Source organism: Bradyrhizobium cajani (genome assembly GCF_009759665.1).
Taxonomy (GTDB): Bacteria; Pseudomonadota; Alphaproteobacteria; order Rhizobiales; family Xanthobacteraceae; genus Bradyrhizobium; species Bradyrhizobium cajani.
This window is the reverse complement of sequence record NZ_WQNE01000010.1, coordinates 32,933-57,461: the sequence shown is the minus strand read 5'-3', so window position 1 is coordinate 57,461 and position 24,529 is coordinate 32,933. Positions and strand designations below refer to the sequence as shown.

Here is a 24,529-nt window from a genome sequence, read left to right as displayed (position 1 = left end):
GTCACGGAGCTCCGATGACCGGAGACCGGACCAGCAAGCGCAGGCTTCGCATCGGCTTTCAGACATCGATCATCACGGTGTTCGTGGCCGTCGTGCTGCTCGTGGGTTTGACGTTGGTCTATCTTAGCTTCGAACGCGTGACAGTGATCACGCGGGCCGCAGCCAGCGGCTTCATCGAGAAGGTGGCCCAGCTCGGCGCCGATCATGTCGATGAGCAGTTCAAGTACGTCCGCGACAATCTCGAGATCCTGTCCGGCCTGCCATCGATACAGGAGGCCGAGATTGCCGACAATCCGCGGCTGTACGGTCTGATGGCCGCGATGTTGCGGAACAACCCGCAGCTCTTCAATCTCTATGTCGGTTACGAGGACGGCTCCTTCATCGAGATGGACGTCATCGACCGTGCCGATTCGACCTTCAGGGCGGGCCTGAACGTCGATGAGCATGCGTTTTTCCGGCTGGTCGTGATCTCGCGCACGGCTGGGGCCAAACCTGTCACGCAGTTTCTGTCGGAGAACCTCATCCAGGTTGCAGAGGTCGCGGGCCCCGCAGCTTACGACCCGCGGCAACGGCCCTGGTATGTCGAGGCCTTCAAGAACGACAAGACGCTGCTGACCGGTCCCTATGTCTTCTATGCCACGGGCGAGCCCGGCTACACGCTGCGATCGCCGTTGAGGGAAGGGCGCCGCGGCGTCGTCGCCGGCGACGTGCTTCTGAACCGGTTCGAGGAGATGCTGGCGCAGCAGAAGCTCGGGCAATCCGGCCTGGCTTTCCTGTTCAACGAATCCGGTCGCATCGTCGCTCACCCCGACATGAGCCGCTTGATGGCGGAGATACCGGAACGGCAGGATGATCTGCCGCAGATCAGCGCGCTCAGGCTGCCCGCGATTGCGCCGATCATCACCTCCTGGCGGCAGGGTGGGCCGGCGCAACAGTTCTTTGAGGATGCGTCGGGTCGAACCTATGTCGCCGCAGTGCATCGGCTTGCGACCACCGGGTCCGCCAATGTCTCCATTGCGATGGTCGCGCCGCTCGACGAATTCTACTCGCGGATCGTCGGTGAACGCCGCACGCTGTTTGCCCTTGCGCTTGCGTTCGTGGGTGCGACGCTGCCATTCGCGTTCTGGCTGGGATCGCTGATGGCGCGGCCGCTGCAGAAGCTCGTCGCTCAGACCGACGAGATCCAGCGCTTTCAGATCGCCGAGCGGCCGCGAATTCATTCTGTCATTGCCGAGATCGAAGAGCTCGGCCGCTCGGTGTTCACCATGCGCAACGTGGTGCGGAGTTTCGCGAGCTTCATTCCTCGCCAGGTCGTGCGGCAGTTGATCGAAACCGGTTCCTCGCTCGGCCTCGGCGGAGCCAGGCGCGAGGTCACGGTACTGTTCACCGATGTCGCCGACTTCACCGCCAAGACCGAGAGAGCCGACCCTTCAAACATGATGGTCTACACATCGCGCTACTTCGCAGCGCTGTCGGACGAGATCATGCGGCATCAGGGCACGGTCGACAAATATATCGGCGATGCCGTGATGGCGTTCTGGAACGCGCCGGCGGATGATCCCAACCATACCGTCAATGCGTGTCGCGCCATCCTGGCATGCCTTGCGGCGAACGAGGCGCTCAACAAGGAATTTCGGCGCGAGGGCTGGCCACCTTACGACACCCGCTTCGGCTTGCATGTCGGCGATGCCGTCGTCGGCAATATCGGGTCGAGCGACCGGATGAACTACACGGCGCTCGGCGCGACCATCAACCTGGCGTCACGGCTGGAGGGCTTGAACAAGAACTACGGTACGCGCGTTCTGGTCAGCGCCGCTGTCCGTGCACGTGCCGGTCATGCGTTCCTGTTTCGAAGTGTCGACAGCATCAGGCCCAAGGGGTTTGCCGATGCGATCGAGGTGAGCGAGCTGCGTGGTGAGCTTGCGCAGGCGGGCGAGGCCGACATCGCGATGTGCCGGCGCTGGGACGAGGTTTTCGCGTCGATCGCACGGGAGGGCGCGGCCGAGACGACCCTGGTTCAGCTCTCCAGCTTCATGCTCGATTATCCCAGAGATGGCATCGCGCAACATCATGCGCAGCAGTTTCGCAACGCGGCCCAGAACAAAGGGCAGGCGGCATGAACGCTCGTCGCGTCAGCCGGCGGCAATTGCTGCGCCGGGCGGCGATGCTGGCTGTAGCCCCGACGCTGGCCGCGCCGGCGCTGGCCCAAGCCCGCGCAAAGGTCCGGCTCGGCTACCTCCACGTTGTCGCCGTGGATGGCCACATCTGGACCGGGCTTGATCGGGGTTCGTTCGACAAGCAGGGGATCGACTTCGAATTGCTGGAGTTCAACACCGGGCCGGAAGTGTTCGAGGCGATGGCGAAAGGCCAGATCGACATGCTATCGGCGGGCGGGGTCATCTCGAGCTATCTGGCGCGCGGCGCCGGGCGCGGCTTTCTCATCAACGACATCGAGATCGCCACCGCTCAGCTCTGGGTCAGGCCGGCTCTCGGGGTGGACGGCTTCGCCGCACTCAGGGGCAAGCGCATCGCAACGACCAGGCAGACGACGGCGCACATCTTCCTGGATCGCGCGTTGCGTGCCAATTCCATCAATCCGTCGGAGGTCGAGATCGTCAACAGCAGCATGTCGGCTGCGGTCAAGGCGTTCATCGCCGGCGACGTCCCGGCTGTGGCACTCTGGGTGCCGTTCAACATCACCGTGCGCAACGCCGTGCCCGACGCGGTCAAGCTAGTGGATGCGTCGGCATTCTATCCGCAATCCGCCGTCCTCGGCGGCTGGGCGGCCCGCGCCGGCTATGCTGCGGAGAACAGGAATATCCTCGGGCGGGTCATTCGTGCCTGGACGGACGCCAACGACCACATGGTGCGCAGCCCTGCGGCCGCCGCTGAGGCTCTCCAGAAGAAGCACTACAGCCAGGCCGCGGTCGCGGACATTGTCGAGGCGTTCAAGGCGCAGAAGCTGTTTTCGTCGCGGGAATGGAAGCGACTATACATCGACGGGACCGTGCTGAAGTGGCTCCAGCAGGTCAGCGATTTCTTCATGGCTGACGCGGGCATCACCGATGCCGTGCGCGCGCCTGATTACTTCGACACCCAGCTCTATCTGGAGATCGTGCAGTAGCCCGCTTCGTTCACGCCCTCGTCTGGCAAAAATGCGGTGCATCGGACGAATGCCGGGAAGGGCGCGGCAATCGGCTCGGGTCACGCGGCCGGGCAGGCCGTTTCCTGGCGGCCCTCGGCTGCCTCTCTCATGGGGGCCGCGGACGCCACGGTTCTCTGAAGCAGGGCCGCACCTTGCCCGGCGGCGATCTCCACGACTTCGTCCCAGCGCGACAGAAAAGCCTCGACGCAGGCCGGGTCGAACTGCCGGCCCTGGTTCTCGATCAGATAGTTGCGCGCCACCTCGAGCGGCATCGGCTCTTTATATGGACGCCGCGTCGTCAGGGCGTCGAAGACGTCGGCAACTGCGACGACCCGCGCGGGGACCGGGATCTCGTCCGCCTTGAGCCCGTTCGGATAGCCCGCGCCGTCCCAGCGCTCGTGATGACCTGCGGCAATCTGTGCGCCGAGCTGGATCAGCTCGCAATTGGAGTCGGCCAAGATCCGCTCGCCGATCGTGGCATGCGTCCGGATCACCGCCATTTCCCCGTCGGTCAGCTTGCCGGGCTTGAGCAGGATGTCGTCGGGAATGGCGACCTTGCCGACGTCGTGCAGGGGCGCGGCGAGATAGATGTCGCGGCAGAGCCGGGGCGGCAGGCCGAGCTGCTCGGCGATGATGCGGCTGTACCTGGCGACCCGCAGCGTGTGCTCGCCGGTATCATTGTCGCGGTATTCGACCGCGAGCGCGAGCCGCAGGATGATCTCCTCCTCGCGCTCGCCGAGCTTTCGTGTTGCTGCTGCGACTTCGCTTGCCAGGTGTGCAGCGCGGTCGTTGAGCTTGCGCACGGCTGCACCAAGATGAATCAAATTCCGGAGGCGCACCGTCATCTCGACGCTTTGTGGCTGCTTCGGCAAGAAATCGGTTGCACCAGCCTGCAGCGCTTCCATCTTGACGTCATCGGTCTGTCGCGAGGTGATCATGGCGATCGGGATGTCGGCGCAGCCGGGGAAGCTGCGGAAGACGCGGATGAAGCTGATGCCGTCCATGTGTGGCATCTCGTAGTCGACCAGCACGAGGTCGAAGACGCGCTGCCGGGCGCAGGCCAACGCCTCCACGGGGTCGAGGAAGGTGGTGGCCTCGACCAGACCTTCGGCCTCGATGTGACGTTTGAGGAAGTTGAGGACGGAGCGGCTGTCGTCAACCAGGAGCGCTTGGGTCAGCATCGGCGGCCGGGGCTCTCTTCGCTGGCAGAGGCATGAAGCCAGGGGATAACCCGGGCAAATTTAACGCGAAGCAAATGCGCGGTACCAGGCGATGCGCGCTGCGGATATGCGCGCCTCGCATGAGATTTCATCAGGCTATGCACGTTTGGTGCAGTCACGCGAAGTCCTGGGGAATGTGACCCGTAGTTGTACGGAGAACTACGTTAGGGGTTTGCTCATCCGATTCACGTCAAACGTGTATCGGAATTTTGCAAAGGCGGGGCAGCGATGGCGCTCAATCCCACGGAGCCGAAGTGGTCGTTGCGGTTGCCCGCCGATTGTAGCATCGCGGCCATTCGTAGCGTCTATGATCTCATTCGCGAGGCGTTCGGACGCCAAGAGCGGCTCGAGATCGACTGTTCGAGCGTCGACAAGGCCGATGTGACCTCGATCCAGCTGCTGCTGTCGACCGCCAGGACGGGCGAGGCCCAGGGCCGCCCGGTGGTCCTGACCTCCTTCTCTCAATCTCTGCGCAACACCCTTCGCCGCGCCGGCTTCGCCAGCGAGGCGATGATCGATCAGCACTTCCCGCAAAAGAAAGATGGCACCTGATGGCCACGATTCTCACGGTCGACGATTCCCCCAGCATCCGGCAAATGATCAAGGTCGTGCTCGAGCCGGCCGGTCACAGCGTGATCGAGGCCGGTGACGGCGCCCAGGGGCTCGCCAAGGCGCAGGCCGGCAAGCTCGATCTCGTCATCACCGACCTCAACATGCCCGTCATGAATGGACTCGAGCTGATCCGGGCGCTGCGCAAGCTGCCCAGCGCGGTCGGCATGCCCATCGTGTTCCTGACCACCGAATCCAACGACGCGGTGAAGCAGGAAGCCAAATCCGCCGGCGCCACCGGCTGGATCACCAAACCGTTCAAGCCCGAGCAGTTGCTCGCCGTCGTCGGCAAGCTGGTGCGCGCATGAGCGCGACGGACCCGACCGAGGTCTTTCGCCAGGAAGCCAGCGAGCTGTTCGAGGTCCTGGAAGGGGCTCTGCTCGATCTCGGCCTGCGTCCCGACGACCGCGAGCTGGTCGATTCCGCCTTTCGCGCCCTGCACACGATCAAGGGCTCGGGCGCCATGTTCGGCTTCGACAAGGTCGCCTCCTTCACCCACGAATTCGAGACCGCGTTCGACCGTGTCCGCAAGGGCGAGATCAAGCCGACCCAGGAGCTGATCTCGGTCGCGCTCGCCGCCAAGGACTATATCCGCGCGCTGATCGAGGATCCGCAGTCGACCGACGACATCATCGGCGAAGCCATCCTCGACGACCTCAAGCGCTTCGTCTCGTCCGACCAGCCCGTTGTGCCGGTCGCCGAGATCGCCGAGGCGCCGCCGGTGGCCCCAGCCGAGAGCAAACAGGCCGGCTGGCATCTCTATCTGGAATTCGAATCCCACATCCTGCGCAACGGCTCGAACCCGCTCGACCTGCTTGAGGATCTCTGCAAGCTCGGCCCCTGCTTCGTCGTGCCGATCACCGACGGCATTCCGTTCCTGGACGAGATGGAGCCGGAAGACTGCTATCTGAAGTGGGACGTCAAGCTGCACGCGGCCTGCGACAAGGACGCGATCGACGACGTCTTCATGTTCGTCCAGGACGAGATGAAGCTGACGCTCTCGCCTTTGCAGGAAGTCGAAGCGCCCGCCCCGGTGCCGCTGTTCCAGCTCCACGACGAGGAGCCGGCCCCGGTGGCCGAAATGCCTGCGCCGGTGGCAGCGGCTGCCGCCGCGCCGGTCGTCGCGCAGCCCATCGCAAGCGCCGAGGCCAAATCCGAGCCCAAGTCTGACCCGAAGTCTGACCCGAAGCCCGACGCGGCGCCTGTCCGCCGCGAGGAGGCCAAGCAGGACCGCGGCATCGCCACCGTCCGCGTCCAGGCCGAGCGCCTCGACGAGCTGATGGACCGGGTCGGCGAGCTCGTCATTGCGCAGGCGCGGCTGACGCAGCTCGCCTCCGCCGGCTCCGATCTCTCGATCAAGATGATCGCCGAGGAAATCGAGCGGCTCGCCTCGTCCTTGCGCGACACCACGATGGGCGCGCGCATGGTGCCGATCGGCTCGCTGTTCGGCCGCTTCCGCCGCCTGGTGCACGATCTGTCGCGGGATCTGTCGAAGCCGGTCGAATTCGTCACCTCGGGCGAGGACACCGAGCTCGACAAGACCATGATCGAGTGCCTCGCCGATCCCCTGGTGCACCTGATCCGCAACGCCATCGACCACGGCATCGAGGACACCGCAGCCCGCGCCGCCAACGGCAAGACCGAGCAGGGCCGGATCGAGCTCGCCGCCGTCCATTCCGGCGCGCAGGTGCTCGTCACCGTCAAGGACAATGGCGGCGGTCTCAACACCGCGCGCATCCGCGCGAAGGCGGAAGAGCAGGGGCTGATTGCGGCCGGCGCCGTGCTCACCGATCACGAGATCCATCAGTTCCTGTTCCACCCGGGCTTCTCGACCGCGCAGACCATCTCGGCGCTGTCGGGCCGCGGCGTCGGCATGGACGTGGTCAAGCGCACCATCGAGAACATGCGCGGCTCGATCGACCTGTCGACGAGGCCGGGTCAGGGCACCACCGTGACGCTGCGCCTGCCGCTGACGCTCGCGATCATCGAGGGCCTGCTGATCCGCGTCGGCGAGGGCCGCTACATCATTCCGCTGTCGGCGGTGGAGGAATGCGTCGAGCTGACGGCCGAGGACGAGCGATCGCGCGGCCGCAACTTCCTCAACGTGCGCGGCAACCTCGTGCCGTTCCTGCGACTGCGCGAGATCATGTCCTCGTCGGGCTCGCCCGACCGGCACCAGAAGACGATCATCATCTCGACCGGCGAGACCCGCGTCGGCCTCGTCGCCGACCAGATCATCGGCAACCACCAGACCGTGATCAAGTCGCTCTCCAAGCTGCACTCGGACGTCACGATCTTTTCCGGCGCGACGATCCTCGGCGACGGCACGGCGGCGCTGATCCTCGACGTTGCCCAGCTCGTCACGCTGGCACAGTCGAAGGTCGAGAAGCAGCATATCAGCGAGGCGGCGTGATGAACGACGTGCAGACCGGCGAACGGCAGGCCGACGCGATGCAGGTCGTGATGATCGGCCTCGGCGAGGAGAAGTTCGCGCTCGATGCGGGCCTCGTGCGCGAGATCATCGATCCCGTGCCCGTGACCAGGGTGGCGGGCGCGCGGGCCTTCGTTCCCAGCGTGATCAACGTGCGCGGCAACGTCATTCCGCTTGCGGACCTGCGCATTCGCTTCGGCATGCCGCAGCTCGACAACTCGGCCGACACGCGCATCGTCGTGATCGAGCTCGAGCTCGACGGCGAGCCGGTTCTGGTCGGCGTCACCGCGGACAAGGTCTACGAGGTCACGGAGATATCGCAGACCGACGTGCAGCAGACGCCGCGCGTCGGCATGCACTGGAAGCCGGAGTTCATTCGCTTCATCGCGAAATGGCGCGAAGAGTTCGTCATCGTTCCCAACATGGAACGCATCCTGAATTGAAATGAAGTCTCGGGCGAGACTGGGGTAGGGGCTGGAAATGAGATTCACCGTTAAGGCAAAGCTTGCCAGTGCGTTCGGTGTGGTCCTGTTGCTCTCGATGGCGGCGGGCGGCCTCGCTTATGTGAAGCTGAGCGAGATGATCGTCACTGCGGACAGCCTGGTGTCGCGCGCCGGCCGGATGGAGCGTGCCGCCGAGATCGAGAAGGGCATTCTCCTCCAGGTTCGCGCCGAGAAGAACCTCATCGTGGCTCCCGAGAGCGAATCGGAGCGCTTCCTCGCCGAGATCGCCAAGCAGCGCGAAACGCTCCTGAAGCTGAAGGAGGAAATCCACGCGGCGGCCTCGCCCGAAGGCAAGAAGCTGCTCGAGACTTTCGGCGCCGCCTATGCGCGCATGAATGCGGTTCAGGACGAAGCCCTCAAGACCGCGCGGACCGACAAGGCGAAAGCCGCCGAGCGCTCCATGACCGACGTTCGCAAAGCGGTTGGCGAGGCGATGGAGACCGCCAACGCCTACATCTCCAACGTCAAGAAGAACATGGCCGATCAGGCGGCCCGGGCCCACGAGGACGGCAACCGCGCCCAGTTCCTGCTGATATCGGCGGTGCTGGCTTCGCTCGTCATCGGCCTGATCGCCGCGATCTGGATTTCCTTGAGCATCGCCCGCGGTCTCGGCCGTGCCGTCGGCCTTGCCGGCGCGGTCGCCGACGGCGATCTCAGCCAGTCGATCAAGGTCACAAGCAATGACGAGATCGGCGATCTCGTCACCTCGCTGAATGCGATGGTCGAGAAGCTCAAGCAGATCGTCGCCGAGGCGCTCACGGCCGCGCAGAACGTTTCCGCCGGCAGCCAGGAGCTCTCGGCCAGCGCCGAGCAGCTCTCGCAGGGCGCGACAGAGCAGGCCTCGTCCGCCGAGGAAGCCTCCTCCTCGATGGAAGAGATGGCATCGAACGTCAAGCAGAACGCCGACAACGCCAATCAGACCGAGAAGATCGCCGCGCAATCGGCCAAGGATGCGGAGGCCAGCGGCGTCGCCGTGGGCCGCGCCGTCGAGGCGATGCGTACCATCGCCGAGAAGATCACGATCGTGCAGGAGATCGCCCGCCAGACCGACCTGCTCGCGCTCAATGCCGCGGTCGAAGCCGCCCGCGCCGGCGAGCACGGCAAGGGCTTTGCGGTGGTCGCCTCCGAAGTCCGCAAGCTTGCCGAGCGCAGCCAGGCGGCCGCGGCGGACATCGGGACGCTGTCGACGGAGAGCGTGAAGGTCGCCCAGGAAGCCGGCCAGATGCTGTCCAAGCTCGTGCCCGACATCAAGAAAACCGCCGAACTGGTCCAGGAGATCACCGCGGCCTGCCGCGAGCAGGACGTCGGCTCGGCCCAGATCAACCAGGCGATCCAGCAGCTCGACAAGGTCGGCCAGCAGAACGCCAGTGCCTCCGAGCAGGTGTCTTCTACTTCGGAAGAGCTCGCTTCGCAGGCCGAACAGCTCCAGTCCACCATCTCTTTCTTCCGCATCGAGCATGCCGGGCGTGGCGAGAGCGCCGGGCCCGCACCGATCGATCGTGCCGTGACCCAGCTCCGCGCCAAGGCCGCGCACATGGCGGCGGCGGACCGGGGCGCGAAGAAGCCCGCGCCCGCCCGCAAGCCGGCGCGCGCGATGAAAGTCGCCGGTGGCGGCGGCTTCGCCTTCGATATGCATGACGGCGAAGACGACCGCGACGCCGAATTTCAACGCTGATCGAGCGGTCCGGCCCTCGCGCCGGACCGTACTCATTTCCAAACTTTCGGGACCCCTGGATTGCATCATGGCCGCAACCTCGCAATATCTGACGCTCGGGCTCGCCGGCGAGACGTTCGGCATCAGCATCCGCAACGTCCGCGAAATTCTCGATATGCGGCCGATCTCGCGGCTTCCGCATGCGCCGAACTTCCTGCTCGGCATGATCGACGTACGCGGCAGCGGCTATCCGATCGTCGACCTCAGGACCAAGCTGGGCCTGCCGAGCGTGGTGGCCACCGAAGCGACCCGCATCATCATCCTCGACGTGCCGATGAAGGACCGTCTGGTCGGCGTCGGCTTCGTCGCCGATTGCGTGTTCGAGGTCACTGACATCGACGAGCAGGCGATCGAGCCGATTCCCGAGGTCGGCGGAAAATGGCAGTCCGACTATGCCGCCGGCATCGGCCGGAAAGGCGAGAAATTCGTCGTCATCTTCGATCTCGCCAAGCTGATGGCGCACGACGAGATTCCGGAGGGACGCAACGCGGCCGCGGATTCATCCCGCGCCGCCTGAGTCCTGCAAGAGTGAAGCGTGGTCAAGCGCAAGCACCCCAATTGGAAATTCGAACCAACGAGACTGACATGAGATTCACCGTCAAAGCCAAGCTTGCCAGCGCGTTCGGCGTCGTCATTCTTCTGTTCATCGTAGCGGGCGCTGTAAGCTACATGAAGTTGGCCGACATGGCCGCGACCGCGGAGTCCATGGTGCTTCGCGCCAAGCGGATGGAAAAAGCAGCCGAGGTCGAAAAGATCATCTGGCAGCAGGTCAGGGCGGAAAAGAACGCAATTCTGGGGACGCCAAACGAAGCCGATGAATTCGCGGCGAACGCGGCCAAGCTCCGCGAGGAAGCCACGAGGATCAGGGACGAAGTCTATGCACTCGCCAGCGAAGGCGGCAAGAAGCTGCTCGACAACTTCGCGAGTGCCTATGCCAGGATGAACGCCTATCAGGAAGAGACGATCAGGCTGGCAAAGACGGACAAGACCAAGGCAACGGAGCGCTCGATGGGTGACGGGCGCAAGGTGGTCGCAGACGCGACGGAGGCGATGGGAGCCTATGTCGCGAATTCCAAGCGGCAAATGGCCGAGCAGGCCGCTCAGTCCAGCGAGGAGAGCCGCCGCGCGCAGTTGATTCTCATCGTGCTGGTCGTCGTCTCGCTCATCGTTGCCGCGATTGGCGCAGTCTGGATCTCGATCAATATCAGCCGGTCCCTCGCCAAGGCCGTCGGGCTGGCGGATGCGGTCGCGATCGGTGATCTCAGCCACAAGATCGATGCGTCCAGCAACGACGAGATCGGCGATCTCGTCAAATCCCTGAACGCGATGACCGTCAACCTCAATCAGACCGCGGCCATCGCCAATGAGATCTCGCAGGGCAATCTGATGGTCGAAGCCAAGCCGCTGTCGGACAAGGACACGCTCGGCCTTGCGCTCGAACGCATGGTGGAGAAGCTCCGGCAGGTCGTGTCGGAGGCCCTGACCGCGGCGCAGAACGTTTCCGCCGGCAGCCAGGAGCTCTCGGCCAGCGCCGAGCAGCTCTCGCAGGGCGCGACCGAGCAGGCCTCGTCCGCCGAGGAAGCCTCCTCCTCGATGGAGGAGATGGCCTCGAACGTGAAGCAGAACGCCGACAACGCCAACCAGACCGAGAAGATCGCCGCGCAGTCGGCCAAGGACGCCGAGGCCAGCGGCGCCGCGGTTGGCCGCGCCGTCAACGCGATGCAGACAATCGCCGAGAAGATCACCATCGTGCAGGAGATCGCGCGGCAGACCGACCTGCTGGCGCTCAACGCCGCGGTCGAGGCCGCCCGCGCCGGCGAGCACGGCAAGGGGTTTGCGGTGGTCGCATCCGAAGTCCGCAAACTTGCCGAACGCAGCCAGGCCGCCGCGGCGGAGATCGGCACGCTCTCTGCGGAGACCGTGAAGGTGGCGCAGGAGGCCGGCTCCATGCTCGCCAAGCTTGTTCCGGACATCAAGAAGACCGCCGAACTCGTCGAGGAGATCACGGCCGCCTGTCGCGAGCAGGACGTCGGCTCGGCCCAGATCAACCAGGCGATCCAGCAGCTCGACAAGGTCGGCCAGCAGAACGCCAGCGCCTCCGAGCAGGTGTCCTCGACCTCGGAAGAGCTCGCCTCGCAGGCCGAGCAACTTCAGTCGACGATCGCCTATTTCCGCATCGAACAGGCGAAGAGAAGCCCTGCGGCCGCGCCGATCGACCGTGCGGTCAACCAGTTGCGCGCCAAGGCCGCCACCATGGCGGCCGTCGAGCGCCCGGCCAGGAAGCCTCAAGACAAGCCGGCGCGCGGCGTGAAGGTTGCCGGTGGTGGCGGCTTTGCCTTCGACATGAACGATGGCGGGGACGATCGGGACGCCGATTTCCAGCGCTAGGATTTGCGGGGATCGGCCCGTCCGTCACGGGTGGGCCGATCCGTTTTTCAGTGCCTGTGCGAGAGCGTGGATTCAAGATGGTCCGTATGGCCCGATATGCGATGCAGGCGGCCGTCCCGGGCCCGGGCAGGCAGCCATGATGCCTGCCGTGCAGGATACGGCCGTGCATCTGTCGGACCGTCACTTCCGCACCATCGCCGAATTGATCGAAGGCCAGGTCGGCATCAAGCTGCCGCCCGGCAAGCGGCTGATGCTGGAGGGGCGGCTGCACAAGCGCGTGCGCGCGCTGAACTATTCGGATCTGAACGAGTATGTCGAGAACCTGTTCGAGGCGGATCATTTCGATACCGAGCTGACCCATCTCATCGATGTCGTGACCACCAACAAGACCGACTTCTTCCGCGAGCCGCAGCACTTCACCTTCATGCGGGACATCGCGATTCCCGCTCTGCTCAAGTCGCACGGGCGCAGGAACGCGAACCTGAAGATCTGGAGCTCGGCGAGCTCCACCGGCATGGAAGCGTACACCACGGCGATGGTGCTGGACGACATGACGCGGAACGGCTCGCGGTTCGAGTACCGCATCCTCGGGACCGACATCTCGACCGCGGTGCTGCGCCTTGCCAAGGCCGCGATCTACACCCGCGACGTGCTCGCGCCCGTGCCGGAAAACTTCGTGAAGCGATATTTCCTGTCGTCACGGGACAGGTCGCGCGGCGAGGTGCGGGTGGTGCCGGAGTTGCGGCGCATGACGCATTTCATGCGGATGAACCTGATGGATTCGTCCTATCCGGTCGACCGGGACGTCGACATCATCTTCTGCCGCAACGTCCTGATCTATTTCGAGCGCGAGACCCAGCGCAAGGTGATCGAGCAATTGTGCAGCCACCTGCGTCCGGGCGGCTATCTGCTGGTCGGGCATTCGGAATCGATGATTCACAGTGCCGTGCCGGGTTTGAAGCAAGTCCAGCCAACCATTTTCAAGGTCTAGCCGGAGCGCAACCAGAATGCCGAGGGGGAAAGTTCGCGTACTGATCGTGGACGATTCGGCGTCGGTTCGCCAAATCCTTCAGACGATCCTGAACGACGATCCGGACATCGAGGTGATGGGAACAGCCTCGGACCCGTTCGCGGCGGCGCGTCGGCTCCAGAACGAGATTCCCGACGTCATCATCCTCGACATCGAGATGCCGCGGATGGACGGCATGACCTTCCTGCGCAAGATCATGGCGCAACACCCGATCCCGGTGATCATCTGCTCCTCGCTGACCGAGGAAGGCTCGAACGTGATGTTCGAGGCGTTCGAGGCCGGCGCCGTCGACATCGTGCCCAAGCCGAGGATCGATACGAGACAGGCGCTGCTCGAATGCTCGACGCGGCTGCGCGAGGCGGTCAAGTCGGCGGCGCGCGCTCGGGTGCGGCCGCGCGCGGAGCGGCGCGCGATCGAGAAGAAGTTGACGGCCGACGCCATCATCCCGCCGCCGGTGCAGGGCAGGGTCCGGCCGACGACGGAACGCATCGTGTGCATCGGTGCTTCGACCGGCGGCACCGAAGCGCTCAACGACGTCCTCGAGATGCTGCCGCCGCACTGTCCCCCGCTTCTCATCGTCCAGCACATGCCGGCGGGTTTCACCGCGGCCTTCGCCAGGCGTCTCGACGGCGTCTGCCAGATCCGGGTCAAGGAAGCCGAGGACGGCGAGCCGGTGCTGCCGGGCTGTGCGTATATCGCCCCGGGTGCCCGTCACATGCTGCTCCATCGCATCGGCCTGCGCTACCAGATCGCAATCAAGGACGGGCCGCCGGTGTCGCGGCATCGTCCGTCGGCCGACGTGCTGTTCCGCTCGGCGGCCCAGCACGCGGGTGCCAACGCGCTCGGCGTGATCATGACCGGCATGGGCGATGACGGCGCGCGCGGAATGCTGGAGATGCGCAAGCTCGGCGCCTCGACGCGGGCGCAGGACGAGGAGAGCTGCGTGGTGTTCGGCATGCCCAAGGAAGCCATTGCCCATGGCGGTGTCGAGAAGGTCGTCTCGCTGCACCATATCCCGCGCGAGATCATGCTCTGGTATCAGGCCGGGCACGCGGCGGTGGCAGGTTGATCGCCATGTCCGCCATTCCGGCCAACTCGATTACCGAGACGATTGCTGCGGTCGAGGACGTCTCGTCGCGCATCGAGGACGTCTTCTCGCGCGTCGGTCGCGAGCTCGGGCGTGGCCACATCATCTTCAAGGAGCTGAGCCAGGGTCTTGCGACGCTCTCGGAGGAACTGTCCGGCGCCGAGATCGAGGGCGCCGCGACCGCCTTGCAGGAGATCGCCGCCCGGCTCGGCGAGCTCGCGCAGGCATTGCCGGCGGAGAGCGCCCTGCTGGAGATTATCGGCAAGAGCACCGCGGAGGCCTCTTCGCTGCTCAAGCCGCTGTTCAAGCACATCCAGATGATCACCATCATCGCGCGCAGCGCGCGGATCGAGGCGGCTTCGCTCGATGGCGACCGCGAGGGCTTTCTGGCCTTCACGCAGGAGGCCTATGATCTCGGCAAGGCCGTGCAACGCTCGATCGAGAGCTGCGCGCGGGATCAGCAGCGCCTGTCCGAAGCGGTCGCTACCGCCTCCGGCCGGCAGAAGGAGTTCGAGAGCCGCTATCGGGCCCAATTGGTAACGGAGAGCGCCGAACTCGGCGCCGCCTATTCCGGATTGCGCGACCAGCGCAGCAAGAGCAGCGATCTCGCCGACTTTGCGAGCTCCAGCACAGGGAAGATCGCCGAGGCGGTCGGCGGCGCGATCATATCGTTGCAGGCCGGCGACAGCACGCGCCAGCGCCTCGAGCACGTCTGTCACGGCCTCGGCCTTGCGTCAGGCTCCACCCCAAGCCTCGTTCCGGATCCAGTGGCGAGCGACGATGGCGCGCGCGCGATCTGCCGGTTGCAGGCGGCCCAGCTCAGGGATGCCCAGCGCGAGTTCGGCGGCGACATCGGCCAGATCGTTCGCGCGCTGACTGCCATCCTGCACGATGCGGGCAGCGTCGTCGGCCACGGCCGCGCGCTGTTCGGCGGAGAGGATGGCGGTTCGTCGTCGTTCCTCGCGCACATCAAGCAGACACTGGCGCAGGCCTCGACCCTGATCACGACCTGCGAGGGCGCCGGCCGCTCGGTCGACGAGGCGCTCGCGCTCGTCGAGGACACGCTGACGAAGTTTCGCCAGGCGATCGCGGGGCTTGCCGAGGCGACCGTCGACATCACCCTGATCGGGATGAATGCCGGCCTCAAGGCAAGCCATCTCGGCAGCCGCGGCAGCGCCTTCGTCGTGATCGCCAACGAACTCAAGACGACCGCCGACCAGGTCTCGGTCGGCGCAGGGCGCCTGAAGCCCGTGCTCGACGGCATCGAGCGCTCGGCCGGGGAGCTGAAGGAGCTGCGCGTGCAGGGCGATCCGGCGCATCTCGCCAGGCTCGAGCCGCAGATCCTCCAGGCTCTGCGCGAGGTCGAGGCGGGCAATGAACGGCTTGGCAAGCTGATGAGCCGGCTCGTCGACGAAGGTGCGGAATTCGAGGGCCTAATGAATTCGGCTCAAGGCCTGATGGGCGAGCTCGGCGCAGGCTCCGCGGCATTACCCGCGGTCGCCGCGCGGCTCGAGACGGCGAGTGCCGGCGCGCAGCGACCGCAACCGCGCGCGCAGGACGAGGCGATGCTCGACGAGCTGTTCGCACGTTACACGATGGAGCGCGAGCGGGACGTGCACCGGGAATTCCTGCAGACGCTCGGGCTCGCGTCGATCGCAGCCACGCGCCGCGTCGAGGCGGTCGAGACCGCAGAGGACGGCATAGAATTGTTCTGACGCCGCCGCCGGGCTCGCCGCGCGCGCCGGCGGCAATTTGACAGGTTGGCTTTGTAGGACGTTAACCGTGGCGGAATGCTCACGGCATCGGTCATTGTCGCGCCCCAGAGTTGGCTGCAAATACGGGTGAACTTTTGCGACGGATGGTTCTCATGCTGAGAGACGGCAAATATGCTGCCTGGTTCAGGACCCCGCATGGCCAGGGCACCGGCGTCGTGCACCTGGCCGAGGGGCGGATCTCGGGCAGCGACAGCTTCTTCACGTATGGCGGTTCCTACCAGGTCGATCAGCAGCGTTTCACTGCGGTCCTGACCACGAAACGATATGCCGAAGGCCCACCGACCGTGTTCGGTCCCGACGAGGTCGAGGTCGAGCTTTCGGGCGTTTGCAGCGGGGCGATGGCGACCTGCTCGGGAAAGGCCAGGCAAGCGCCGGACGTGACGTTCGAGGCGACGCTGATCTACAGCCGGGAAGACACGCCGGCCGCCGACGCCCGATGCGCGGTCGTGAAGCTCAACGCCGACAAGTTGCCCAGGGGCGGGGATAGCCGCGCGCGGCCGAGACCCCCGTTCGTGCCGAGGACTCCCGCCTCTTAGCGATGCATTGACGCTGCTGCCGCGAAAACATGGCGCGACCGCGCCGCGGCAACCGTGCCTTTAGGGGTGAAAGCTAGGTTGAGGCTCATAACAAGGGACGGACAGGGACATGCCTCAAATCTGGATGACATATGACGAACTCGCGACACTCTGCGGCTGCAGCGCCGCCGAGGCCAGGATGCAGGCGCTGCATCTGTCGCTCGATCGCCGCAAGAGCCGCGATGGAAACACCCGCGTCAAGCTGAACCTTGCCTTGATGGCCCGGTTCTTCGAGACCATTCGCGAGGCCGAATTCGACCTCGATGATGCGATCAAGGCGCTGCGCGGTGCGCATCAGCAGATGTCGGGGGTTCTCGCGGCCGATCGGTCGAGTGTGCGGCGCGGAGTGGCGTAAGCCCGTCGCGTCGACGGGCTCCTCGAAACAGGTCATCCCGGCGGTGAGCTGCGCGGGCAGATGGCGACGTAAGCCATCAGCCCTGGGACGGAGGTCTGGGCAGGAACGCCAGGATCGTCTGGGCGAGCAGGACGCCGACGGTGCCGCCGGCCGCCTTTTGCAGCACATCGATGAGCCGCGGATCGCGATCCGGCGTCACCGCCTGCAAGACTTCGAGCCCGATCGCAACGGCGACCACGAGGGCGCAGGCCAGCTTGAGACGCCCCGGCAGCAGGAAGGACAGAAGAAAGCCCAGCAGCCCGTAGGCGCTGAAGCGCTCGATGACGACGACCCAATAGGCCTCCGCATGGCCCATGAGCGCCGGCCTGCCCGCGAGCTTGGCCAGCGTGGCATAGACGATGAGCGCGAGGCAGATGCCCGCGGCTGCAATGAAGTGATTGCGGCGCATGGGCGCGAGCATAGCGGGTCGGCCAGCCGGCCGCTTTCGAAAGCGGAGAACATCGTTAAGGTCCTCACACTCCGGAACTGCGATTTCGTTCGGGAGGCTCGCGGCGGCGAAGTCGGACCGGCGCAACTCCACCTCGGTCAATTCGTAGAGATGTCGCTGCCCAAATTTCTTGTCATCGAGCCGGACGCGACGCTGCGCACCCGGCTGTTCGCAGGGATCGGCGCTCAACGCCGGTTGTAGGACCAGCCCTTGTCGATGTCGGTCGGGTAGCGAGCCGCGAAATAGGGATTCTTGAGGCAGTTTCGCGCGGGATCATAGATCCAGTCGGCGCATTCCCGGAAATTCAGGAATCTGCAATCGAACCCAAAGGCGCACCACGGCGCGCCGTTCGGAAATCCGAACCGCACGGGGACCTGCGCCGACGCCACTGAAGGCAGCGCCAGGAGCAAAGCTACGGCGAGTGCGCGGGACAGCATGGTGCATTCCTCCAACAAACCATCGGGCGGACGTCAAAGACGGTCGAGCAACCGTTCTCCACCGGAAAGGGACGACATTCAATCTTCGTCGCGGGCTAGCTTAACATCCAGGCGCGGAGAGATCGAGAGCGTTGAAGGCGTCGAGCCGCGTCGATTGGCGGCATCCATTCATCGACTGGTGAGGAGGTCGCGCACGGACACGAATTGTCGCGCACGGCCGGCGCACCGGACGCTAGTTTTTCTTGGTGCCCTTGGATTTCAGCGACAGGCCGAGGCGCAAGGCCATGCGCTTGATCGCATCGGGCGAGCGCCCAAGAAGCTTCGCCGCCTGTTCCAGCGAAGTCGAAGACTTGGCCAACTCCATCAATCGGCGGTCTTCCTTGAAAGACCAGGGCCTGCGCGCCATGACCGAAACCATCCTCTCGTCCATAACGACAAAACCGCCAAGCGGACCCATGTTCGCTCGACGGCTTTGCTTGGGTGGGGCCGGACTTGGGGAGTCCGGTGCGAGAGATGGATATGCGATCCGTCGGCATTCGCAACAAACAACGCGGATTAAGCTAACTGCTCAACCTTACCTGGACAAAATCGCTCGCATCGCTCCGTAGAACCACGGAGTTTCGCTAACCAAAACCGATCGCACGCTCTGATCGCCGGTGACCGAGGGATGTTCTGCCACCATGCCGGTTGTCGCGGAGCTGGCGAATGGATGTCGGAAAGTCCGCCCTTGAAAATCCTCGCGGGGCCGCTAGCCGAGTTCACGTTGGTCGTTGCCGCCGCGGCGCGCGACGGTGCCGGGTGAGATCTCGTCGAGCAGATCGCAGCTGCGCTTCACCACAATGGTCTGGATGAACTCAGCCTGGCCTGCGATCGAACGATCAACGTAGCTCTTCATCGCGACGCCGGGACGGTCCTTCTCGAACAGCGCACGAAGGCCCGCGGTCTCGCCGATGCATTGCTGCGCGAAGAGATGGCGGGATCGCGGGTCGGACTGGCCACGTCAGCTTGACGAAGTCGGCGTCGCTCGCACTCGGTCTCTGTTTCGGAGAGCCGCACGCCTGGCCGAGCGCGGCGGCTTCGAATGAGAAGAGATCCAGTGGCGCCGCATGCAGGCGGCAGCGATCTGGACGGGGCAGCATTGCGCGGCTCTCAAACAAGTCGTCACGAGATCGTCGAATTCGTTCGGCTATGGTGGCACACGGGCCCACGAAAAAAATCAGAACAAATCAGAAGACCGAGATGCTTCAGAAAGCGCGAGCGGCACTCCCCCTCACGAAAATCAGAGAACGCGCATTCGAAGGCGCATTTTTCAGCGTTGCGCTGATCGCGATGGCGGGCTGGGTATACTTCATCACGCTGTTGCTGGTGCGATTGTTCCTTTGGTTCTTCAGTTGAAAGGCGCGGGCAGATCACTTCGCGTGCACGGTGCTGCCCAAAATTTCTCTGACGTGACATGAAAATCGGCGGCGCTCATCATGATCTGGACACAACTCGAAGATGAGAATGCCGCATCACGAAAACGAGACGCACGGTAACTGGGAAGAATTCCGAATGATGCTAGTCGTGATCCTGGTCTCGGTCCTCGCAGGCTTTGCGGCCGGCTATGCCATGCGTGCGCGGCGCTCCGACGGGCGCGCGGAGCGTCATGCGTTCCGACGTCCTTACAGTCCCGCCTCGTCCCGGCAGAACAATTCACTGGCAAGGGCGCGACGTGCATTCTGAGGGTTTACAACCGATGCGACAGGGGCGAATATCGCGGCAGAGGAGCGGGTCATGACGGGGGCACGGGTGGACGCCATGGCTGGCCCGACGAACAATGCGCCGCGTCGGTATTTCGTCGATGCGGGAGGCCGGCGCGTCCTGATCGGCCTGACGCCCGAGGAGACCTTCGAGTTCGAGCGGCTTGACGGCCAGCAGGGGCTCGGCCGGGTGCAGACCGCGTCCGGCGGTTCCGATTTGTGGGCAGATGCCGGCGAGCAACGCCGGCTCGAGCTCTACGAGAAGCATGAGGGCGCCTGGAAGGCCTGGATGGCTCAAAGCCGGGCGGAGCGGCGCGAAGGATTCAAGCTTTATTAACCATCCCGGACCCATTTTCTGGTCTGGCGCTTCGAACCGGAAAATGCACGCATGTTTCAGCTCTTCCTGCGAGCCCGCACCCACAACTTCCTGAAGGACCGTTTCGGGGGCGAGCAGACGTTCCGCGCGCGCTCGCCCGAGCGCGACGCCGAAACCGATCGCGCGCGGATCGAAGCCATCATGATCGCGATCGACGACGCCCTGCACGCGGCGGAGCGGGAACAGTCAGGTCTGAATCGCCGGGTTGAAGACGTGCTGGCGCGCGCGGCCGTGACCTTCGGCAACGGCGACGACGAATATCTCGAGCGCGAGGCGCTCGACAACCATCACCAGGATCTGTTCGACAAGGAGATCCTCAACGGCCAGCGGCGGCTCAAGGAGCTCGGCGCCTCGATCGCTCATTTCAAATTCCTGAAGGCGGCGATGCTGAGTCGCTTCCCGGAATATCGGCCTCCGGCAAGCTCCGCTAACTGACGGCGCACCGCGACGTGGCGGCTAGATCGCGAGCATGCTGTTGCCCTGAATGGACAGCAGCGTCAGATTTCCGGTGGCATATGCACCGGTATCGATGTTGGCGCGATTTTCCAGCAACTCGGCCTGACGCACCGGCGTGTGACCGTGCACGACATATTTGCCGAAGCGCCGCTTGCTCTGGAGGAATTCGTCCCTGATCCACAACAGGTCGGACTCGCGTTGTTCGGACAGCGGAATTCCCGGACGCACGCCTGCGTGGACAAAGAAGAAGTCGCCGCATGTGAAGGTCGGCCGCAATTGGCGCAGGAACGCGATGTGCTCCGGCGGCATCGCGGACGTGAGCTCGCGCACGAGATCGAGCTGCTCGTCTCTGCCAAGGCCAGGCGTGGCCGACACGCCGTACGACATCACAGTCTGGAGTCCGCCGAACTTGAACCATTCGGTGGCGCGGGCGGGATCCTCCAGCACCGAGGTGAAATAGGCTTCGTGATTGCCCTTGAGGAAGACCGTGTTGCGGCGGCGGCTGCGCCCGATCAGGAGATCGAGGGTGCGGCGCGAATCCGGACCGCGATCGATGTAGTCGCCGAGGAAGACCTCGATTGCGCGGTATGGCCGGCTGTTCGCCATGTCCGCATCGATGACGGCGAACATCTGCTCGAGCAGATGTGCACAGCCGTGAATGTCGCTGATCGCATAGATGCGCACACCGTTCGGTAGCTTCGGCCGGGGCGAATTTCGGGGCGCAGTCGTGGACATGGGGTCCAACTCTTTCAGAGAGCTTCGCCCGAGATGTCAATATGCTATCGACGAAATCCGGGCGCCACGAGCCGCTTTTTTCTTCACCCTGATGGTGAGGGCTCGTTTGCGCGCCTTGCCGATCGCCCGCCCATTCCGCGGATCGTCGATCCCTGCGCGCCCGGCCGGGCTAGCCGAAGCTTCCTCTGTCGAATGATGGTGCGGCCTTGCCGCGATAGGCCTGCGTTCGCACGCGAAGCAGAAACGCGCCGCAGAAATAGCCAAGCTGGAGCACGCCAGCGAAGACGAGAATCGTCACGACAGTGTGAGCCGAATCATGTCCCTGCCAGGCCGAGCCGGCGCCGATGATGGCCGCACCGAGAATGATGGCAGGAGGCAGGATGAAGATTCGGAATCGGCCTCCCAGCAACGATCCGATCAGCAGACTGAAGACAACAACGGTACTCACGACACAACTCCCTGAATTGGCCACGAGTGTTAATGAGCGCGAGCTAACAACGGATTAAGCGGCATGGTTGAACAGCCGTTCAAATGCGCGCGTGATGCTATACCAAAATGATGCGATTTGACGGAAAACGCGGCGTGTTGCCCGCATAATTGTCACGTGTGTGACAGGAGTTTGAGCATACTCTTATTGATGCGCTGCGTTGCGCAAAAATCGGTTTGATTTTTTCGGTGCACTGCCGCAATGTCGCTTTGTTTAGTTAAGATATACTTCGGCGCACGTCGAAAATTTGGATGGTTGGTTCGCAGTCACCGATTGCGAATGTGGGGCGAGGCAGCGAGGTTCGGATGGCTGTAGCAACTTATGGTTCGGAAAACTATTATTCGGCTATATCGAACCGCCGCGGTGCCCTCCAAAGACCCCTCCAGATTGCGCTGATCGCGGGCGACTTCGTCGCCGTACTGTTCAGCTATTTCGCGGCCAGCGGTCTCTATCGCCTCCTTGTGTCCGAGCAGGACTCGTCCGTCGGCGCCGGTCTCGTCGTCAGTGCCGTGTTCGTGACGATTGCATATTTCCAGGGCGTCTACGATCACCATCGTCTGCTCCATACGGTCTGGCAGCTCCGCAAGGCACTCGCGGTCTGGTTGATCTCGCTGACCATTCTCGCGGTCGAAGCGTTCCTGCTCAAATCGTCTGCCGAATTGTCGCGCGGAACCACGCTGCTGTTCGCCGCGACCGGCGGCGTCGCCCTGGGCGGGCTCCGCGTATTGTGGCGCGTGGCCTTGAACTCGAGCTATGCCAAGGGCCGCCTGGTCGACCGCAAGGTGGTGCTGCTCAGCCTCAAGCCGCTCGATTTCACCTCGACCCGCTTCAAGGATCTGCGCAAGCACGGCTTCAATGTCGTGCGGCATTTCGTGCTCGAGCCCTCCGAGGAGGAAGCGGGCTGGGATCGCGAGATTCGCGACATCATTCGCCAGGCCCGCACGGCGGATGTGGAAGAATATCTTCTGGTCATCGACTGGGACGAGATGCCGCTTCTCCAGAAGCTGAGCCAGCATCTGCGCGTGGTGCCTCAGCCGATCCGCCTTCTGCCCGATTTCCCGATCGCCGATCTGGTCTCGCGCCCGTTCCAGCCGGTTAGCGGCACGGTTGCGATCGAGATCCAGCGCGCGCCGCTCAGCGTGTTCGAGCAGGCGCAGAAGCGCTGCCTCGACATCGGTCTTGCCTCGTTCGCGCTGCTGTTGCTGGCGCCGCTCCTGGTGACCGCCGCGATCATGATCAAGCTCGATTCCAAGGGGAGCGTGATCTTCAAGCAGTCTCGTCGCGGCTTCAACGGCAAGCCGTTCGACATCTGGAAGTTCCGTTCCATGACGGTGGCGGAGAACGGTCACACCGTGACGCAGGCGAAACGGACTGACGCACGGGTCACGCGCGTCGGCCGCGTGCTGCGGCGGACCAGCATCGACGAATTGCCGCAGCTCTGGAACGTTCTGCGCGGGGAGATGTCGCTGGTCGGGCCGCGCCCGCACGCACTGGCACACGACAATTATTACGACCAGCTGATCAGCAATTACGTGTACCGGCACCACATGAAGCCCGGCCTGACCGGTTGGGCCCAGGTCAACGGCTTCCGCGGCGAGACGCCGACCATCGACCTGATGGAAAAGCGCGTCGAGTACGACGTCTGGTACGTCAGCAACTGGAGCATCTGGCTCGACATCCGGATCATCCTGAAGACCGCGCTGGCGCTGGTCCATCAGGAAGCCTACTGAGCCGGGCTGCATCGGGCGCGCGTTTGTCGTGCGTCGGATATGCTTGACGTGCGGCCTGCATCTTGCAGCACACAACGCGTTGCTGCCCATCCGGCCATCTGGTCCACCGAAACGCCGAGGTTTGCAGATTGAGCCATCGCCTCGCCAAGTTCGTCGTCTTGCCGTTGCTGCTCGCCTGCGCGATCGGCTTGTCCTGCTCTGATGCGATCGCGTTGGAATGGGGGGTCGGCGGTCCGCCGCAAAAGCGCATGAATCTGGAGCCCGTCTTTCAGCTGATGAAGGAGCGAGGGCTTACGCAATACAGGACTGGCCTCAATCTCACGCAGGACACCGAATCGGTCGAAGCGCCGATGTTCCGGCAAACCATCGCGCTGGCCAGAAAATATTCAATCACGCTTCATCCTCTCATCAACTTTCCCTTCCGGTACGGCGACCGCACCGACAAGGGGCGGTACCCCAAGGGAGACCGGGACGCCCTCTACAGGCAGGGCTACGATCGCACTTATGCGTTCGTCCGGCAGTTCGCAGAAGATGTCCGCGATTGGGAGTTGGAGAACGAGCTCAACCTGCTTGCTCTCGATTCCGACGGGAAGAAGCTTTTCGGGCGCGGGATGACTGCGGCAGACTTCGAAATGCCGATCATGGAAGACTGGGCCCAGGTGCTGCACGGCGCCTCCGACGCGATCGATCAGATCAATCGCGAAACCGGAAGCCATTTGCGCAAGGTGCTGAACACGACGTCGACAATGCTGGGATTTCTGGACTTCATGGAGTCCCGCGGCGTCAAGTACGACGTGATATCCTACCACTATTACGAGGTGGCGGGGCAGAATCCGCATCGACACTGGAACGGGCGAAACCCGCCCTTCGATCTCTTCAAGAAGCTGGCGTCCTATCACCGCCCGGTGACGTTCAACGAAGTCAACTGCGCCGAGATCTACAAGCCGGCCTATGGAAATCAGCCCGGCGATCCGCTGACGGAGCAATGCCTCCGATCGCTGCGCGATACCTTCCAGTATCTCAAGAACCAGAAAGACGTCGAGATCGAAAGCGTCATGGTCTACGAGCTGTTCGACGAGCCGCAGAAGAAGCCTCCGGAGAACAGGTTCGGGCTCCTGTACGAGATCGACAGGCCCAAGGTTGCGCTCTTCCTTCTTTCGGAATTTGCCGGCGGCCGTCTGTCAGCCGAGGAATTGACGGAGTTGAGAACCAGGGGGCTATAGCTTCAGGTCTCCGTATGAAAAAGAAGA

General features: G+C 64.0%; 26 protein-coding genes. 19 read left to right on the top strand and 7 right to left on the bottom strand.

From position 1 onward, the window contains the following. Positions 1–14: 14 nt before the first annotated feature. The gene (locus GPL20_RS14540; RefSeq protein WP_157330156.1) at positions 15–2,120 is read left to right on the top strand and encodes an adenylate/guanylate cyclase domain-containing protein; all 2,106 of its coding nucleotides are present in this window, start codon (positions 15–17) and stop codon (positions 2,118–2,120) included. Continuing rightward, positions 2,117–3,124, top strand: coding sequence for an ABC transporter substrate-binding protein (locus GPL20_RS14535; protein WP_157330155.1), 1,008 nt, complete (start codon positions 2,117–2,119; stop codon positions 3,122–3,124). Before GPL20_RS14540 ends, GPL20_RS14535 begins: the two co-directional genes overlap by 4 nt. Before the next feature lie 80 nt (positions 3,125–3,204). Here the strand turns inward: GPL20_RS14535 and GPL20_RS14530 are convergent, their stop codons facing one another. Then, entirely contained in the window at positions 3,205–4,326 is a 1,122-nt protein-coding gene (locus GPL20_RS14530; protein WP_157330154.1) for an HD domain-containing phosphohydrolase, read from the bottom strand. A gap of 267 nt (positions 4,327–4,593) precedes the next feature. Between GPL20_RS14530 and GPL20_RS14525 the strand changes: the two genes are divergently transcribed. The 12 genes from GPL20_RS14525 (at position 4,594) to GPL20_RS38825 (ending at position 16,832) form a co-directional block, all read left to right on the top strand. Beyond that, positions 4,594–4,917: an STAS domain-containing protein gene (locus GPL20_RS14525; RefSeq protein ID WP_157330153.1), complete on the top strand. Its 324-nt coding sequence runs from the start codon at positions 4,594–4,596 to the stop codon at positions 4,915–4,917. Further along, positions 4,917–5,282, top strand: coding sequence for a response regulator (locus tag GPL20_RS14520; RefSeq protein ID WP_018644022.1), 366 nt, complete (start codon positions 4,917–4,919; stop codon positions 5,280–5,282). Before GPL20_RS14525 ends, GPL20_RS14520 begins: the two co-directional genes overlap by 1 nt. Further along, positions 5,279–7,387 (top strand): chemotaxis protein CheA, encoded by a 2,109-nt coding sequence (locus GPL20_RS14515; RefSeq protein ID WP_157330152.1) that lies wholly within the window; start codon positions 5,279–5,281, stop codon positions 7,385–7,387. Before GPL20_RS14520 ends, GPL20_RS14515 begins: the two co-directional genes overlap by 4 nt. Beyond that, entirely contained in the window at positions 7,387–7,848 is a 462-nt protein-coding gene (locus tag GPL20_RS14510) for a chemotaxis protein CheW (protein ID WP_157330151.1), read from the top strand. Before GPL20_RS14515 ends, GPL20_RS14510 begins: the two co-directional genes overlap by 1 nt. A gap of 37 nt (positions 7,849–7,885) precedes the next feature. Beyond that, positions 7,886–9,583, top strand: a complete 1,698-nt coding sequence (locus tag GPL20_RS14505) for a methyl-accepting chemotaxis protein (protein WP_157330150.1) — start codon at positions 7,886–7,888, stop codon at positions 9,581–9,583. A 67-nt stretch (positions 9,584–9,650) separates the two neighbouring features. Further along, positions 9,651–10,139 (top strand): chemotaxis protein CheW, encoded by a 489-nt coding sequence (locus GPL20_RS14500; RefSeq protein ID WP_157330149.1) that lies wholly within the window; start codon positions 9,651–9,653, stop codon positions 10,137–10,139. Positions 10,140–10,207: 68 nt separating this feature from the next. Next, on the top strand, positions 10,208–12,010 hold the full coding sequence (locus tag GPL20_RS14495) for a methyl-accepting chemotaxis protein (RefSeq protein WP_157330148.1): 1,803 nt from the start codon (positions 10,208–10,210) through the stop codon (positions 12,008–12,010). 136 nt (positions 12,011–12,146) lie between these two features. Further along, positions 12,147–13,001: a CheR family methyltransferase gene (locus GPL20_RS14490; RefSeq protein WP_157330147.1), complete on the top strand. Its 855-nt coding sequence runs from the start codon at positions 12,147–12,149 to the stop codon at positions 12,999–13,001. 16 nt (positions 13,002–13,017) lie between these two features. Further along, positions 13,018–14,109, top strand: a complete 1,092-nt coding sequence (locus GPL20_RS14485; protein WP_157330146.1) for a protein-glutamate methylesterase/protein-glutamine glutaminase — start codon at positions 13,018–13,020, stop codon at positions 14,107–14,109. A 5-nt stretch (positions 14,110–14,114) separates the two neighbouring features. Next, positions 14,115–15,842: a chemotaxis protein gene (locus tag GPL20_RS14480; RefSeq protein ID WP_157330145.1), complete on the top strand. Its 1,728-nt coding sequence runs from the start codon at positions 14,115–14,117 to the stop codon at positions 15,840–15,842. Positions 15,843–15,994: 152 nt separating this feature from the next. Continuing rightward, complete coding sequence (locus GPL20_RS14475; protein ID WP_157330144.1) at positions 15,995–16,438, top strand: hypothetical protein; 444 nt, start codon at positions 15,995–15,997, stop codon at positions 16,436–16,438. A 109-nt stretch (positions 16,439–16,547) separates the two neighbouring features. Next, on the top strand, positions 16,548–16,832 hold the full coding sequence (locus tag GPL20_RS38825; RefSeq protein WP_167533026.1) for a hypothetical protein: 285 nt from the start codon (positions 16,548–16,550) through the stop codon (positions 16,830–16,832). A gap of 76 nt (positions 16,833–16,908) precedes the next feature. On the opposite strand, the gene GPL20_RS40155 is transcribed toward GPL20_RS38825, so the two are convergent. The 4 genes from GPL20_RS40155 to GPL20_RS39170 all read right to left on the bottom strand — a co-directional run bounded on the left by GPL20_RS40155 (position 16,909) and on the right by GPL20_RS39170 (position 18,651). Beyond that, a complete protein-coding gene (locus tag GPL20_RS40155) occupies positions 16,909–17,280 on the bottom strand; it encodes a VanZ family protein (RefSeq protein WP_157330259.1) in 372 nt (123 codons plus the stop codon). A gap of 224 nt (positions 17,281–17,504) precedes the next feature. Further along, positions 17,505–17,756 (bottom strand): hypothetical protein, encoded by a 252-nt coding sequence (locus tag GPL20_RS38820; RefSeq protein ID WP_167533025.1) that lies wholly within the window; start codon positions 17,754–17,756, stop codon positions 17,505–17,507. Between the two features lie 232 nt (positions 17,757–17,988). Next, entirely contained in the window at positions 17,989–18,213 is a 225-nt protein-coding gene (locus tag GPL20_RS14455) for a hypothetical protein (RefSeq protein WP_157330142.1), read from the bottom strand. 291 nt (positions 18,214–18,504) lie between these two features. Then, entirely contained in the window at positions 18,505–18,651 is a 147-nt protein-coding gene (locus GPL20_RS39170) for a hypothetical protein (protein ID WP_205751165.1), read from the bottom strand. A 344-nt stretch (positions 18,652–18,995) separates the two neighbouring features. Here GPL20_RS39170 and GPL20_RS38815 point away from each other — a divergent pair, with 344 nt between their 5' ends. The 3 genes from GPL20_RS38815 (at position 18,996) to GPL20_RS14435 (ending at position 20,306) form a co-directional block, all read left to right on the top strand. After that, a complete protein-coding gene (locus GPL20_RS38815) occupies positions 18,996–19,151 on the top strand; it encodes a hypothetical protein (RefSeq protein WP_167533024.1) in 156 nt (51 codons plus the stop codon). A gap of 378 nt (positions 19,152–19,529) precedes the next feature. Beyond that, positions 19,530–19,832 carry a hypothetical protein gene (locus GPL20_RS14440; protein WP_157330141.1) on the top strand — a complete coding sequence of 101 codons (303 nt, stop codon included), beginning with the start codon at positions 19,530–19,532 and terminating at the stop codon, positions 19,830–19,832. Between the two features lie 51 nt (positions 19,833–19,883). Continuing rightward, positions 19,884–20,306 (top strand): hypothetical protein, encoded by a 423-nt coding sequence (locus tag GPL20_RS14435; protein WP_157330140.1) that lies wholly within the window; start codon positions 19,884–19,886, stop codon positions 20,304–20,306. 21 nt (positions 20,307–20,327) lie between these two features. On the opposite strand, the gene GPL20_RS14430 is transcribed toward GPL20_RS14435, so the two are convergent. Then, positions 20,328–21,062, bottom strand: coding sequence for a metallophosphoesterase family protein (locus GPL20_RS14430; protein ID WP_157330139.1), 735 nt, complete (start codon positions 21,060–21,062; stop codon positions 20,328–20,330). 169 nt (positions 21,063–21,231) lie between these two features. Beyond that, positions 21,232–21,510, bottom strand: coding sequence for a hypothetical protein (locus tag GPL20_RS14425; protein WP_254126275.1), 279 nt, complete (start codon positions 21,508–21,510; stop codon positions 21,232–21,234). A 344-nt stretch (positions 21,511–21,854) separates the two neighbouring features. On the opposite strand from GPL20_RS14425, the gene GPL20_RS14420 reads away from it, so the two are divergent. Both GPL20_RS14420 and GPL20_RS14415 read left to right on the top strand, forming a co-directional pair. Beyond that, the gene (locus GPL20_RS14420; RefSeq protein ID WP_157330138.1) at positions 21,855–23,279 is read left to right on the top strand and encodes an undecaprenyl-phosphate glucose phosphotransferase; all 1,425 of its coding nucleotides are present in this window, start codon (positions 21,855–21,857) and stop codon (positions 23,277–23,279) included. Positions 23,280–23,407: 128 nt separating this feature from the next. After that, positions 23,408–24,502 carry a glycoside hydrolase family protein gene (locus GPL20_RS14415; RefSeq protein ID WP_167533023.1) on the top strand — a complete coding sequence of 365 codons (1,095 nt, stop codon included), beginning with the start codon at positions 23,408–23,410 and terminating at the stop codon, positions 24,500–24,502. Positions 24,503–24,529 lie beyond the last annotated feature (27 nt).